At 59.3% G+C, this 14543-nt stretch carries 15 protein-coding genes; 5 read left to right on the top strand and 10 right to left on the bottom strand.

Features of this window, described 5'->3' with window-relative positions; all coding sequences use genetic code 11:
- Positions 1-2: 2 nt before the first annotated feature.
- The 9 genes from EI293_RS01760 to EI293_RS01720 all read right to left on the bottom strand — a co-directional run bounded on the left by EI293_RS01760 (position 3) and on the right by EI293_RS01720 (position 9170).
- Positions 3-461: a hypothetical protein gene (locus EI293_RS01760; protein WP_170170201.1), complete on the bottom strand. Its 459-nt coding sequence runs from the start codon at positions 459-461 to the stop codon at positions 3-5.
- Complete coding sequence (locus tag EI293_RS01755) at positions 458-1345, bottom strand: hypothetical protein (protein WP_170170200.1); 888 nt, start codon at positions 1343-1345, stop codon at positions 458-460. The genes EI293_RS01760 and EI293_RS01755 overlap by 4 nt, the downstream gene beginning before the upstream one ends.
- Before the next feature lie 98 nt (positions 1346-1443).
- The gene (locus EI293_RS01750) at positions 1444-2838 is read right to left on the bottom strand and encodes a hypothetical protein (RefSeq protein WP_125435133.1); all 1395 of its coding nucleotides are present in this window, start codon (positions 2836-2838) and stop codon (positions 1444-1446) included.
- A complete protein-coding gene (locus EI293_RS01745) occupies positions 2813-3415 on the bottom strand; it encodes an RNA polymerase sigma factor (RefSeq protein ID WP_246010504.1) in 603 nt (200 codons plus the stop codon). Before EI293_RS01745 ends, EI293_RS01750 begins: the two co-directional genes overlap by 26 nt.
- 168 nt (positions 3416-3583) lie before the next feature.
- Complete coding sequence (gene secDF, locus EI293_RS01740; RefSeq protein ID WP_125435131.1) at positions 3584-6556, bottom strand: protein translocase subunit SecDF; 2973 nt, start codon at positions 6554-6556, stop codon at positions 3584-3586.
- A 165-nt stretch (positions 6557-6721) separates the two neighbouring features.
- On the bottom strand, positions 6722-7069 hold the full coding sequence (locus tag EI293_RS01735; protein ID WP_125435129.1) for a hypothetical protein: 348 nt from the start codon (positions 7067-7069) through the stop codon (positions 6722-6724).
- Between the two features lie 167 nt (positions 7070-7236).
- Positions 7237-7863: a uridine kinase family protein gene (locus EI293_RS01730; protein ID WP_125435127.1), complete on the bottom strand. Its 627-nt coding sequence runs from the start codon at positions 7861-7863 to the stop codon at positions 7237-7239.
- Between the two features lie 158 nt (positions 7864-8021).
- Positions 8022-8612, bottom strand: coding sequence for an RdgB/HAM1 family non-canonical purine NTP pyrophosphatase (gene rdgB / locus EI293_RS01725; RefSeq protein ID WP_125435125.1), 591 nt, complete (start codon positions 8610-8612; stop codon positions 8022-8024).
- 165 nt (positions 8613-8777) lie between these two features.
- Positions 8778-9170, bottom strand: a complete 393-nt coding sequence (locus EI293_RS01720; RefSeq protein ID WP_125435123.1) for a hypothetical protein — start codon at positions 9168-9170, stop codon at positions 8778-8780.
- A gap of 198 nt (positions 9171-9368) precedes the next feature.
- Between EI293_RS01720 and EI293_RS01715 the strand changes: the two genes are divergently transcribed.
- The 5 genes from EI293_RS01715 to EI293_RS01695 all read left to right on the top strand — a co-directional run bounded on the left by EI293_RS01715 (position 9369) and on the right by EI293_RS01695 (position 13801).
- Positions 9369-9614, top strand: a complete 246-nt coding sequence (locus EI293_RS01715) for a type B 50S ribosomal protein L31 (protein WP_125435121.1) — start codon at positions 9369-9371, stop codon at positions 9612-9614.
- A 174-nt stretch (positions 9615-9788) separates the two neighbouring features.
- Complete coding sequence (locus EI293_RS01710) at positions 9789-11027, top strand: GlmU family protein (RefSeq protein ID WP_125435119.1); 1239 nt, start codon at positions 9789-9791, stop codon at positions 11025-11027.
- 47 nt (positions 11028-11074) lie between these two features.
- A complete protein-coding gene (locus EI293_RS01705; RefSeq protein WP_125435117.1) occupies positions 11075-12211 on the top strand; it encodes a DNA polymerase III subunit in 1137 nt (378 codons plus the stop codon).
- A 179-nt stretch (positions 12212-12390) separates the two neighbouring features.
- Positions 12391-13326 carry a hydroxymethylbilane synthase gene (gene hemC, locus EI293_RS01700; protein ID WP_125435115.1) on the top strand — a complete coding sequence of 312 codons (936 nt, stop codon included), beginning with the start codon at positions 12391-12393 and terminating at the stop codon, positions 13324-13326.
- 127 nt (positions 13327-13453) lie between these two features.
- Positions 13454-13801 (top strand): NTF2 fold immunity protein, encoded by a 348-nt coding sequence (locus EI293_RS01695; RefSeq protein ID WP_170170199.1) that lies wholly within the window; start codon positions 13454-13456, stop codon positions 13799-13801.
- 31 nt (positions 13802-13832) lie between these two features.
- Here the strand turns inward: EI293_RS01695 and EI293_RS01690 are convergent, their stop codons facing one another.
- Complete coding sequence (locus EI293_RS01690; RefSeq protein WP_125435111.1) at positions 13833-14450, bottom strand: DUF2238 domain-containing protein; 618 nt, start codon at positions 14448-14450, stop codon at positions 13833-13835.
- Positions 14451-14543 lie beyond the last annotated feature (93 nt).

Genomic DNA, 14543 nt, shown 5'->3' with positions numbered 1-14543 from the left:
GCTCAGTTGTTGGGCATTCCGGCGCGCACCCACTGCCGCAGGCGGGCAATGTCGCACGTGGCCAGTTGAGGTTGGTTCTGGGGCATGGCCGGGTAGCCGGCAGCGTGCGTTACCACCCCCAGCAGCCGCCCGTCGGCCGCTACCTGCTGCACCTGGGCGTAGGTTTCGAGGCGCACGTTGCCGTTGCGCAGGGCATTGTTGTGGCAGCTCACGCACCGCTGCTGCAACAGCGGTGCGACGGTGCCCGTGAATGAAACAGCCGTCGAGTCGCAGGCCGGGGCAGGCGGGGCGTTGCCCAGCAGGTCTTCCACGCTGTCGTAGGTGCAGGCGGAGGTGGTCAGCAGGCCTGCCAGCAACAGCAGCAGCAGGCCCCAGGCCGGCCGCCGGCCAGTGGTGAGCAAAGTGGCCAGGCACTCACCCCCGCGTACAGCCCGGCCACCCGGAGGTACCAGCCGACTCATGGCGTTGCCACCAGCCATTGGTCACCCTCACTCACGAGTCCGTGTCCTTCTACCCGGCCGCGAGTCAGGTTATCGGCCGTGTAGTAATAGAGCGGTTTGCCCTTGTAGGTCAGCTGGGCCGTGGAGGCCGTGCCGTCGCCGTAAGGGCCACCGCCGCCGGCCGTGGTGCGGGTAATGGTCCCGAAGTCGGCGGCTCTCAGCAGGGAGGGAAACACCCGCCCCGAGGTAGTAAACGGCGGCCACAGCGCCTCACAGGAGCCAGTGCAGTTGGTGGGCAGGGTGTTGGGGTTCAGGTCGTCTTTGTGGAAGAAATACAGCGTGCGGCCTTTGCCATCAACCAGGAAACTGCGGGTGGCCGTCTGGTTGGTGGCTTTGTCGGTTACAACCTTGGTGGCTACCATCACGGAGTACGTGGGGTTCACCACGTACCAGATGTTGCCCACGCCGTTGCCGGTGGTCTGGCCGGCGGCTTCGCGCACATTCTGCCCGTTCACGGCCGGCGCGTAGTAGTACAGGGGCCAGCCTTTGTAGGTGGTTTGCGGCTGGCCGCTGGCCGTCGTCTGGGTTGTGAAGTCAGCGGCCTGCAATCCGTCGCCCACCTGAATATCGGCTTCGTAGAAAATGGGCCACACGTCGGCGCAGCCCCCGGTACACACGTTCTGGCCGTCCACGTCGCGGGTGAAGTAGTACAGCGTGTTCCCGGCTTTATCTGTAAGGAAAGTACCCAGCGTGGCCGAGGTTACCAGCTTGATGGTGGGGTCGGGGGTGGGTTGGGTAGGCTGGTCGTCGGAGTTGTTGCAGGCCGTGAGCAGCAGCCAGCCAAGGAGCAAGGCAAGGCCAGCCCCCGCGCCCAACCGGGAGCGGCGAAACAGAGAAAGTGCCATGATGGAAAGGAAAATAAGTGGGAGAAAAAGGCCGTACGCTCCCGGGCCCGCTCCGGAACGGGCCATTGAGATACGCACGCCTGCAAGGAAAATACTTGCTACGGAGCCGTCGGACGCGGCCGGAACAGGCCGTACTTCACGCCCAGCAACAGGCCGGCGCTACTCAATTTAATCTGACCAAACCCTACGCTGCCCAGTGGCATTTTTACAAAAGGCTCAGCCTGCACCATCCAGCGGCTGCCGGCGGCGTGTTCCATGCCCACACTCAGCTGTACCAGGCGGAAAGGCGCATTACTGCCCCGTGCCAGGCTCCAACTCCGGCTTACGTAGCGGCCGTTCAGCTCGTAGAGGTAGGTGTACCGTTCGTTTCGCATGAATAGGGAGGTAAGGCCAGCAGTGGCGTAAAACGTATGGGTGGGTCGCAGAATGGCGTCGTAGCGCACATCCAGCGGTATTTCCAGAATGCGGCAGTTGGCTTCTACCTGGTCGATGGGAATTCGGTGCGTCCAGTAATCCGGCGGCGGATTATAGTCGGCTCCGTGGGCAGCGTACCGCTTGACGCTGCGCACCAGGCCCGTGCGCACCCGCCACCGGGGCAGCACCCGATACTCCAGCAACACGCCCACCGTGCCGCCCACGCGTGGGGCCGGGCCAGGCAGAAGCGCCGTAGCCTCCGGCCCCCCCGTGAGGCCCAGTAGCAGCCGGGAGGTGGGCACTAGGCGCAAGGGCCGGTGCAGAGTTGTATCGGTTAGGGCAACGGGTGGGCTAGGAGCTGCGGCCAGTACTTGCGGAGCGAGCAGGGAATCTGTGTCTGCTGCTGGTACGGAGGCCGCCGTCAACGTTTCCGGTATCGGTTGGGTACCCGTCTCGGGTACTGCCGGCCGGGCTGTGGCCACCTCCGCGGCTCCCATTGGTGCGGCGGACAGTAGCACGGAACCTGTCTGCTCAGGATAGTGGGTTGCTTGCTTTGCAGGTGGCCGGTGGTGGACTACTGCCAGCAGAAGAGCCTGCCGGTGGTCAGCTGCCAGAGCTTTGTCGGCCACGGCTGTAGTACGGGAAGTCGCCCGCTGACTTGGAGCCGCCAGCTGCTCCTCCCGACCAACACCGTCCCGTGGAATCGGTAGTGGCGACGCGCTGCTTGCGGCCTGCGGTGGCTGGTTAGCTGGCTGGGAGCGGGTAGTAACGGTCGGGCTATGGCCAGGTACGAGGCCAGAAGAGGTTTTCGCGGTAGCCGCAGACGTATCGGTCCAGAGGGTGCGTCCGCCAGTGGCTTGCCACAGCCCCACCAGTAGCAGCACCAGCGCTACTTCCGCAACAAACAGCCGCGCCACCCGGCGGCGCACCAGCTGTTGCAGTTGCTGCTGTTGCGCTGCGGTATCCAGCTGCTCTTCCACTTTCAGCCAGCCCGTCAGGGATACCTCGTCAGGGTATGCCTCGGCTCCGTGCCGGAATAGCCGGTCCAGCTCCTCATCTGACATATCCGGCGTACGCATGGTGATGGTGGTGTTTAAGCAGCGTTTTGAGGTGGGCCCGGGCTTTGAAGAGGTTTGATTTCGACGCCCCGGTAGAAATGCCCAGGCTCTCGGCAATTTCTTCGTGGGAGTAACCGTCGATGGCGAACAGGTTGAACACCGTGCGGTAGGCCGGGGGCAGCTGTTCAATCAGCCGCAGCAACTCCTCAAACGACAGCGCATCGAGGGGGGTGGGGCCAGTATCGGCCGGGTAGTGTTCGGCCGCTTCCAGGTCAGTTTGCAGGCTATAGCGGTGGTGGGTGCGAAAGTGGTCGATGGCGGTACGGACCATAATGCGCCGCAGCCACCCCCGCAGCGAGCTTACCAAATCGTGCGGGTAACGACTGGGGTCGAAGCGCGGCAACTCCTGGAATACTTTCACGAAACCGTCGTTTACGGCTTCCTGAGCTACATCTGAGTTGTGCAGGTAGCGGCGGCAAATGCTATAGCCGTAGGGAAAGAACTGCCGGTAAAACTGCCGCTGACTGGCACGCTCCAATCCCTGACACCCGGCCAGTAGATTGAGCAACAGCGCAGGATCAGGAGCGGGGGCGGCCACGGGAACAGAGCGTCTGGTTACTACACCACTCGGTGCGGGCTTCCGAAAGGTTGCCTGAAGTATTCAGATAAGTTAATAAAAAAAGAGCCCGACCACTTGGCCGGGCTCTTTCAGGTAAAAAAGGGTAAGCTGCCGATTATCAGCAGGAACCGATGCGTAATCCGCCGCTTAGGCTTGCGCAGCGGTGTTCAGCTTAGGCGCGTCGGCTTCGGCCGTATTGAGGCGGTCCTTCTCCTTGCGGCCGTAGGTGTCCAGAATCAGCGGCGCGGCAATGTAGAGCGAGGAGTACGTGCCGAAGATGATACCAATAATCATGGCGAAGGAGAACGAGCGGAGCGTTTCACCCCCGAAGATGTACAGTACCACCATTACCAGGAATACTGTGGTGAACGTAATCATGGTGCGGGAGAACGTGCTGTTCAGGGCCGGGTTTACCACCTGCGCGAAGGTCAGGTGCTTGTTCTCACGCAGATATTCCCGGATTCGGTCGTAGATAACGATGGTGTCGTTCATCGAGAAACCAATGGTCGTCAATATAGCCGCCACGAATACCTGGTCCATCTCATAGTTCAGGCCAAATGCCCGCGCAATTGGGAAAGAGGCAATTACAATCAGCGCATCGTGGAACAGGGCTACCACGGCTGCCATAGAATACTGCCATTTCTCAAAACGGAACAGTACGTACACGAAAATAGCCAGCAGCGTGAGGCCCAGGCTCAACACCGAAGTACGCTTGATGTCGTCGGCAATAGTTGCCCCTACTTTTGAGGAGCTTACTTTTGTCGGCGACAAAGCTGCGTACTTCGTATTCAGGCCTTTAAACATCGCCTCTTCCACTTTCTTATCGGCGTCTGCGCCCTCATCTGTCGCCAGATAGCCGGTAGTGATACGCAGCCGGTTCTCGGCTCCGAAGGTTTTCACTTCCGTGCCCGCACCGCCAAAGTACTCATCGGTCAGCAGGTCGCGCACGTCAGAAGCCACTACGGGCTTGCTGAAATTCACGATGTACTCGCGGCCTCCCCGGAAGTCAACGCCCAGGTTAGGCCCGCCCTGCAGGTACATCAGCCCGAAGCCGATGAGGATAAACACCGTAGACAAGGTGTAGGCAATCTTACGCTTGCCCACAATATCCAGATTGAGCCCCTTAAACAAGTTGCGCGAGATAGGGGTGCTGAAGCTGAGGGTGGTGGTGTTGTTCTTCACCATGCGCTCAATGATGAGACGCGACACGTACACGGCCGACAGGAACGAGGTGAACACGCCAATACCCAGGGTAATGGCGAAGTTCTGCACCGGACCCGTGCCGAAGAAACCCAGAATCAGGGCAATGATGAGCTGCGTTACGTTGGAGTCGAAAATGGCTGAAACCGCCCGGGAATAGCCTTTGTTGATGGCGTCGGTTGGCTGCAGTCCATGGTCGAGTTCCTCCCGGATCCGCTCAAAGATCAGTACGTTGGCATCTACCGAAGCCGCAATTACCAGCAGCAAACCGGCAATACCGGGCAGCGTAAGGGCAAACGACAGCTGGGCCAGCACGCCCATAATCAGGAACAGGTTGAACAGCAGAGCAGCGTTGGCTACCAGGCCGGCGCGGCCGTAGTAAGCGGCCATGAATACCATAATAATGGCCAGACCACCCAGCGTAGAGTACAGGCCCTGATTAGTGGCTTCCTTGCCCAGCGAAGGGCCTACCACGGCTTCTTCCACAATGCGGGTAGGAGCGGGCAGCTTACCGGCTTTCAGAATGTTTGCCAGATCCTGAGCTTCCTCAATGGTGAAGTTACCCGAAATGCTGGAGCTACCGCCGGCAATTTCGGCCTGCACTACGGGGGCTGAGTACACGTTGTCATCGAGCACAATGGCCACTTGGCGGCCGATGTTGGCTCCGGTGAGCCGCTCCCATTTGCGCGCACCGTTGGGGTTCATCTGCATGCTCACTTCGGCACGGCCGCTCATCTGGTCAAAGTCGCCGCGGGCCTCGCTGATTACTTCGCCGCCAATCGGGGCTTCCACGTCACGCGCCTTCCGGATAGCGTAGAGTTGCAGGTATTCCTGGCCGTCAATTACATCGGGCTTCACGCCCCACATGAAGGTGAGGTTGGTGGGCAGTACCGCGCGGGTATCAGGGCTACGCAGCATGGCATTCACGCGGGCAGTATCCCGAATGTTCGAGCCCAGCGTGCCGGGCATGGTGAACAGGCTGGCCAGAACGTTTTTCTGCGGCGCTGCCGAGTCAGCTTTTGCCGTGGTCTTCGGGTCTTTTTTAGCCAACTGGCTGGCCAGAGAAGTCGAGTCGCCGGCAGCGGTAGCAGCAGCGGCCGTATCGGTAGCGGCCTGGGCAACGGCGGGCGTAGCGGTAGCCTGCTCCTTGGCGCTCAGTACCTGGTTCAGTTGGTTCAGGTAGGGGGCAAACTCATCCTGCCGCCACACTTCCCAGAACTCCAGCTTGGCCTGGCCCTGCACCAGCTTCCGTACCCGGTCGGGGTTATCTACGCCGGGAAGCTCAATCTGAATGCGGCCGGTACCTTTTACCCGCTGAATGCTGGGCTGGCTGGTGCCAAACTTGTCAATCCGGGTACGCAGAATGTTGAAAGAGCGGTCAATGGCTTCTTCAATCTGCTTGTTGATTTCGCTTACTACCTTTTCGTTGGACGCGTTGATGTCAATGGCACCTTTGTTGGTCGTGTTGGCAAAAATGCGGGCCATCTTATCGGAAGGCGCAATTTGCTGGAACGATTGGGCAAACAGGGTCGTGAAAGGCGTAGACGGATTGGTTTTGCGCAGTTCCTGCGCCTGGGTCATGGCCTTGTTGAAAACCGGATCTTTGGAGTTGCCGCTCATGGCGCGCACAATTTCCACCGGCGAAACCTCCAGGGTCAGGTGCATACCGCCGTTCAGGTCTAGGCCCAGGCCTAGCTCCGACTGCCGCACATCTTTGTAAGTAAGCGGGCCGAACACGGGCGCGCGCCACACCGAATCGAGGTAGTGCTGCCGCTGCTTTTCGTTGGTCTGGCCGCTGCGCGAAGCGTAGCGCGCTGCATCCCGCTGCACCCCACGCGAAACGAGGGTCAGCGAGAGGAAGTAAATGCACAACGCCGACACAAGCAGCGTCAGCGTAATGATGAGTCCTTTATTACGCATGAAAAAGTGGGTTGATAATTCGGAAAGGAGGAAGCCGACGTGTGTAGAAGTGGCGCTAATGACTGCTTGAGCCGTATCGTGCCGCAACTGGCATACAGCCACCCGCGTCAGCAGGCGGTGAGGCTGGAACAATAGCGCAGAAAATGGGAAAATTGACCCCGCCCGCTAAGGAGCCTGGGGCGACAGCGCAGCCTGCAGGAGTCGCGTCCGGAAAACGTCCGGAATGGCGCTGGGGCGGGAGCGGGGAGCTGTGGGGCAGGCTGGCAGCCACCGCGAAATGGGTAGCAGCACCGGAAACGGCAGCCAGGCATCGGCCACCGGAGCCACCACCCAACTCAGCGGTGAAGTAGCTTCGAGGTTCACGCGCTGCTTTATCACGGCCGTGCGCGGTGCGGCATCCACACGGGCCTGGTGGCCGGCGGGCAGCACTCGCAGCGTAGCCACGGCCTGGTGGTTCAGCCCCAGCACCATCAGCAACGTGGCTGTGATGAGGGCAAAACGCAGGCGAGGCAAAAACGCGGTGAGGAAAAGCAACGTGGCGGGGGTAAGAGCTACAAATATAGGTTTTTGCGTCCGGGGCTGCAAAAGCTGTTTCCGCAGCCCAGAAACCGGGTAAAAAAAGCGCCTCCGAGGTCGTCGGAGGCGCTTTGTGGCGGGGCTGCACGCTAAGGCTGGTACAACTAATTGGCGGCGGCTACCTTACTGCGTAGAAAGGAAACCAGCACGTCCAGGCCTTTCTCGAAGTGGCGGTTGTTGGGAATCACAATGTCGGCGTCCTGCTTGAACGGCTGGATGTACTTCTCATAAGTAGGCGCTACGTGGTTAGTGTAGCGGTAGAGCACGTCGGCCAGGTCGTAGCCCCGCTCGTCCCGGTCGCGCACGATGCGGCGCTGCAGCTTCACGTGTTCCTGCGCGTCGATGTACACTTTCAGATCAAGCAGCTTGGCTACTTCCTCAAAGTAAAACACGAAGATGCCTTCTACCACCACAATAGGAGCGGGCCGGAAAATCAGCTCGGCGGGCACCACGTTGGGGTTATTAAAGGTGTACTCCTGGCGACGCACTTCCAGGCCCTGACTGATGCGCAGCACATCGGCCGCGTAGGCCGCCGAGTCGATGCTGCCGGGTAAATCAAAGTTGGTGACGCCCTGGGCATCTACCGACTGGTTTTCCCGGGGGTGGTAGTAATTGTCCTGCGAAATCAGACAGATTTCTTCCTCGGGAAATGAAGCCAGCAGCCGGCGCAGAAAGGTGGTTTTGCCGGAGGCGCTGCCGCCCGTGATACCGACGATGAAGGGGTGTTGCATGGTGGGGGGAATAGGCCCGTACCGGAAGGGCCAACCCTGCAAAAGTAAGAAATCTAGCGGAGGCTGCCGGCCAAATGCTGAAATTGTAAAGCGAGCATACCGATAAGTCGCCTGTTTTGACCGGTGCAAGGCCGGGTAAAGGCTAAACCTCCGTTGCGCTACTGAGCACCTGCGCCCGCCAGAAATTGCACGAGCCCGCCTACGGCGCGGCTACGGTGACTGATGGCGTTTTTCTCTGCCAGCGTCATTTGGGCAAACGTGCGGCCATCTCCCTCCGCTGGTTGAAATATGGGGTCGTAGCCAAAGCCCTCGGTACCCTGAAGCTGCTCGGTAATATACCCGGCTACTGCGCCCTCAAACGTGTGTACTTCCTGGTCCGAAAGCACCAAAGCCACTACCGTGCGGAACTGCGCGCTGCGGTCCGCAGCCCCTTGCAACTCGTGCAGCAGTTTCTGCACGTTGTCTTCGGCGCGGCGCTGGGGGCCGGCGTACCGGGCCGAGTACACGCCCGGCGCACCAGCCAACGCGCTAACTTCCAGGCCGGTATCATCGGCGAAGCAGGTCACGCCGAAATGGTCCCACACGTACCGGGCCTTCTGCAAGGCGTTGCCCTCCAGCGTATCCTGGGTTTCGGGGAGTTCCTCGGTGCAGCCGATATCGGCCAGACTCAGCAACTCGACTGATGCGGGCAGCAGCGGCCGGATTTCATCCAGTTTGTGGGCATTGTTGGAAGCAAAGCAAAGACGCATGGCGTAGGGAGAGTAATTGGGTAGCTGAGTAAGATGTGGCCCTGTGCCAGTATTCGTTTCACCGAAACGGCCGCAACAACGCGCAAACAGACGAAACGGATGTGTTGCGCCGCAAATCCACTCAGTCGTAAAATTACTTAGTTACTCCGTTTACTCAGCTACTCCCTAACGGAACATGAGCTTGATGGTGTCCCAGGAGCGGACCATCATGCTTTCCTCGGCTGGTGTGGGCGTGGTATGAAAGGTGCGCAGGCCGGTGGCCGTATGCACATCGAGGCGGTAGATGACGGGGCCGCGCCCGGCCGTGGTGCGATACACGTTCTGGTCGAGGTAGTGGGGCTGGGCGGTGGGGCTCAGGCGGGCGAGTCGGTCGAAGTCGTCAGCGGGGTAATCCTGGCGGTACACGTCGTAGCCGCTGACGCCCGGCTCATGGGCCGCATTCCACTCCAGATGCACACTGTCGCCCTGGGTCTGGGCCCGGAACAGCGTAACGCCCGCCCCATACGCCAACGCAGAGAGCAGCAGCAAGACAAGCAGAGCAGTAGCGGTTCGGGGCATAGAAACGGCGGAATAGCAGCGTAGCAAAGATGGAGTAAGTATACAGGTATCCGGCCATAAAGTACGTGATGCCAGTGTTAAGTCTGACTGGGCGCGCGGAAAAGGAGGAAAGAGCTTTTGAAATTCGGACGTAACGTGTACTTTTGCAGTCCCTTCCGCAAAATCGGCCGGGACCAAGGTACAAACGGCACTACGACCATGAAAAAAGACATTCACCCCGAGTATCGCGAAGTCGTGTTTCAGGACACCTCCAGCGGCTTCAAATTTGTAACCCGCTCCACGATGAACTCTGCTGAGAACATCACGATGGAGGATGGCAAGACTTACCCCGTTATCAAGGTGGAAGTTAGCTCGGAGTCGCACCCTTTCTACACTGGCAAAAACGTGCTCCTCGACACGGCTGGCCGCGTAGAAAAGTTCATGACCCGTTACAAGAAGAAATAGCTTTTCGTAAGCTACCAGCAGGTAGCTGCCGGCTGTTAGCTTTTCTTAAAGAACTCCCTCCCAAACCCGGAGGGAGTTTTTTATTTGCCATTTTTACGCCCTCATGCTTCCAGTAGCTGAACCCGGCCGCCGGAACTATCAGCTAACCGCCAGTAGCTAACCGCGAAGAAAAATATGCACGTTCTGCTTTTTGATGACCCTGCCATCCGGCCTCACCTGCTGCCGTTTACTTTTACCCGGCCCGTGGCGGCGCTGCGTTGCGGCATCCTCACGCTGGCCGAAAAGTGGCAGCACCGGCTGGGCGTCGAGCAGGTCGGGTACCTGACCCAGGACTATCTGCAGGCGAAGTTTCCGGCCGGTAACACGCAGGGGCCGGCCCTGGTCATCAACGGGGCCGTGTGCCCCGATGACCTGCTCACCCGTCAGGTGCAGGCGCTAGTACCCGGCGAGGCCTTGTTTGATGGCGAACTGCTGGTGGCAGCCCATTTAGCGGACGCCACGCAGGTGGCCGAGCTGATCCAGGAAGGCTTCCAGAAAACCCGCGACGTGGCCGAGCCCGTGACCGTCATCCGGGAGGTCTGGCACCTATTCCTGCGCAACGGGGCCGAAATCCGCCGCGACTTTGCGCTGCTGACGGCCGGCCGCACCTCGGCCCCCATCGGCGACGCGCATACCATCGTGTACGCGCCGGAAAATATCTTCATCGAGCCGGGCGTGAAAATCCGGGCGGCCATCCTCAACGCTGAAAACGGTCCGATTTACCTGGGGCGTAACTCGCAGGTGCACGAGGGCGCCATTATCAGCGGGCCGCTGGCCCTTTGCGAGGGCAGCCACATCAACCCCGGGGCCAAAATGCGCGGCGACAACACCGTGGGGCCGTACTCGAAAGTGGGGGGGGAAGTGGGCAACAGTATCCTGCTGGGCTACGCCAACAAGGGCCACGACGGCTACCTGGGCAACTCCGTCATTGGTGAGTGGTGCAACCTGGGGGCCGATACCAACACCAGCAACCTCAAGAACAACTACGCGCCGGTCAAAATCTGGAGTCACTCGGCGGGCCGCTTCGTGAATACCGGCCAGCAGTTCTGCGGCCTGATGATGGGTGACCATAGTAAGTGCGGCATCAACACCATGTTCAACACCGGCACGGTGGTGGGCGTAGGGGCGAACATCTTCGGGGCCGGCTTTCCCCGCACCTTCATCCCGAGCTTCAGCTGGGGCGGCGCTGCTGGCTTCGAAACCTTCAAGCTCCCCAAAGTAACCGAAGTAGCGGAACGCGTAATGGCCCGCCGCCAACTGGCCTACGATGCCGTGGAGCAAGGCATCATGCAGCACGTCTACGACGCCACCGCCAAGGACCGGGTGTGGGAGCGGACTACGCCAGCAGCTCCGCAAGCGGGAGTAGAGTTGTAGAGCATATGAAATAGCCTTTCGCGCTTATACCTGATACTTCTCTGTCAATGCGTTTCTCCGAAATTCCCGGTCAGCAGCAGGTGAAGCAGATGCTGCTGGGCGGCGTGCGGCGCAACCACGTGGCCCACGCGCAGCTGTTTCGCGGGGCTGAGGGCTCGGCGGCCCTGGCCCTGGCCCTGGCGTACGCGGCATTTCTGAACTGCGAGGCCCGCACGCCGGAGGCTGAGGATTCCTGCGGCCACTGCCCGAGCTGCCAGAAAATCGACAAGCTCATTCACCCCGACCTCAACTTCATCGTGCCCGTGACCACCACCAAGGCCGTGGCGAAGGAGGCGGTGACCAGCAAGTTCGGGGCGGAATGGCGCAGCTTCGTGCTCGAAAGCCCCTACCAGGGCCTCAACGACTGGATGCAGCACATCGGGGCTGAGAACAAGCAGGGCAGCATTTCCAAGGAAGAAAGCGTGCAACTGCTGCGGCTGGTGAGCCTCAAAGCCTTCGAGGCTCGGTTCAAGCTGGTCATCATCTGGCTGCCTGAGCTGATGCACCCGGCCGCCGCCAACGCCGTGCTGAAGCTGCTGGAGGAACCGCCACCCGCCACCGTATTTCTGCTGGTGAGCTATGCGCCTGAGCAACTGCTGCCCACCATCATCAGCCGGGTGCAGCCGGTGGTGGTGCGGGCCGTGGCCGAGCCGGAGCTGGCCGCCTGGCTGCACGATACCCGGCAGGTGCCCGAGATGAAAGCTCACCAGTTGGCCCAACTCACGCAGGGCAACATTGGCGAAGCCTTGGCGGCGCAGGGTGCTACGGCCGCTGAGCACGACTACTTCCGGCTCTTTACCGACTGGATGCGCACCTGCTACGGCAACAAAGTGGCCGAGATGCTGGAGAAAAGCGACGAGTTTCAGAAGCTGGGGCGCGAAAACCAGAAGGAGTTTCTGCAATACGCCCTCACGCTGGTGCGCAAGGTGCTGCTGTTCGGCCTCGATGCCCAGTTGGTGCCGCACTTGCCCACGCAGGAGCAGGCATTTGTGCAGAACTTCAGCCGCTTCGTGACGCCCCGTAATGCTGCGCCGCTGGCCCAGGAACTCAACGAGGCGCATTACCATGTGGAGCGTAATGCCAACCCGCGCATGATTTTTCTGGACATCTCCTTACGCGTAGCCGAGTTGCTCCGGCAGGCTTGAGCTGTCAGGATAGTACCCTGTAGCTTCTAAAACGCTGAAAGTACAGCTTGGTCAAATACTATAGCCAGTGTTAAAACTGCTATAGTCAGTCGGGCAATGAGGGCAGCGTATCTTTGTGGCGGCATGAGCCGCAGGTGCCGCGCCGCTTCAAGTTTCTCATTTTACGTTTCTATTTCCAAGTGAAAACTTCCATTCGCATTGGTACGCGCGGCAGCAAACTGGCTTTGTGGCAGGCCAACCATGTAGCCGACCAGCTGACAGCCGCCGGCCTCACCCCGGAAATCGTCATCATCACTACCAAAGGCGACGTGGTGCTGGACCGCTCGCTCGATAAAATCGGTTCTAAGGGAGTTTTCACCGAGGAGCTGGAAGAGAGCCTGCGTACCGGTCATATTAATATTGCCGTGCACAGTGCCAAGGATGTGCAGAGCACTATTCCGGCCGATCTGGAACTCCTGGCCTTTATGGAGCGGGAGCGGGTAAACGATGTGGTAGTAAGCTTTGACCCGGACCTGGACCTGCAGCGCCCCGATCTGGTACTGGGCACCAGCAGCACCCGCCGCAAGGCCATGCTGCGGCGGTTTCTGCCTCATGCTACCACGGCCGAGGCGCGCGGCAACCTGCAAACCCGCTTGCGTAAGCTGGAAGAAGGCCAGTATCATGCCCTTGTGCTGGCCTACGCCGGCGTCCACCGGATGGAGTATGATGGGTTCATCACCCATATTCTGCCCGAAACGCAGTACGTACCGGCCACCGGCCAGGGCAGCGTAGCCATTGAATGTGCCTGCAACCTGGAGCCGGCCCTCAAAGCCGAGCTGCACCGCATCCTCGACCACGCCGCCACCCACGTGTGCCTGGCTACTGAGCGGGCCTTCCTGCGTACGATGGAAGGTGGTTGCAGCATTCCCAGCTTCGCGCTGGCTACCCTTACCGCCGATGGCCAGACGGTACAGCTCCACGGCGGCCTCATTAGCCTCGACGGTCAGCAGTTCATTGAGGAAACTAGCACTGCCCCGCTCGCGGAAGCGGAGCGACTCGGAATTCAGGTGGCAGAAAGTGTATTGGGGCGCGGCGGCCAGCAAATTCTGGATGACATCCGGCGGGAGCGGGAGTAACTATATACTTTATAGCAAGGCTACTATGAGTAAGATGTTATGCATGAGGTTATTAATTGTTGTCTTGGCCAGTCTATTCACTTCGTCGTGTAATAAAAAAGATGAACAAACGTCCAGATCAGAATTCATGGATGCTCAGAAGTTTTCTCCAAAGCTTTTGAAGCAAGCAAGAGCTATAACAGATAGGATGTTGAACGAGCCTGTCGATATTCGGCTCCCTGCTCATGCTGCTATTCGTGACGCGAATACGGCAATTACTATTGCCGAAGCACTCGCATTCAGTGAATTTGGTGAGAAAGAAGTGAGAGACGAACGGCCATATAACGTCATGTATATTGATGGTTACTGGGTTGTCACGGGTTCTATGAAAGAAGCTATTGTGGATACCGACAAACACGTGACAATAGGAGGTGTTTTTGAAGTGATTTTGGATGCTAAGGATGGCCGAGTATTGCGTTTAACCCACGGTGAATAAACTCACACTTATGCTGTCTGTCGGAGCATAACTAATGCTTCCCTCTACCAAACAGTGTGTATAAAAGCAGCGCGAAAATGGCCCCGCTGGTATCAGCCAACATATCCTTCTGCGCATCCCAGATGTCACCCTGGCTGCCCAGGAAGGCGGCCCCGGCGTCGCCACCTGCCAACTCAGCATACACCCATTCAATCAGCTCATAGCTCATGGCTACCGTGCCGATAACGCACAGCGGCAGCAGATAGCTAAGGAAACGCGTGCGGATAAGGTCGCGCTGGTCAAGGTATTCAATGAGCGCATAGGCATAAAAGCCCACCGAAAAGTGCGCCACCCGGTCGTACATATTGCGCTTAAAGCCGAACAGGTTGTTGAACCAGTCGAACGGTACTTTCTCGAAAGTATAATGGCCGCCTATCGTGTGCATGAAGATGAGCACGCTCATCAGTCCATACGCCAGATTCGAGAACCGTACGCCACGCTGGTACAATACTACCAGCACCACTACAATCAAGAAAATCGGCACGTTCTCGGCCCACCAGGTGCCCCGTTCAGCGGGGCTGATGCCCAACACCACGAATTCGAGTAGGTAAATGGCCAGTAACAGCTTGGGAAACCAATGCGTACGGGTTGGGGTAAGAAGTGCAGTCATGCGAAGGGAGGGGAAAGGTTGAGTTCGGGGCAGCATACGTAAAACCCGCCCCCGAGCCGGTATCCGGTCGAAAATTCCCCCTTTTCTGACTTC

It is taken from the genome of Hymenobacter perfusus (assembly GCF_003944765.1).
GTDB lineage: Bacteria > Bacteroidota > Bacteroidia > Cytophagales > Hymenobacteraceae > Hymenobacter > Hymenobacter perfusus.
The sequence above is the reverse complement of the archived record's forward strand: the minus strand, read 5'-3'. Positions and strand labels throughout refer to the sequence as shown.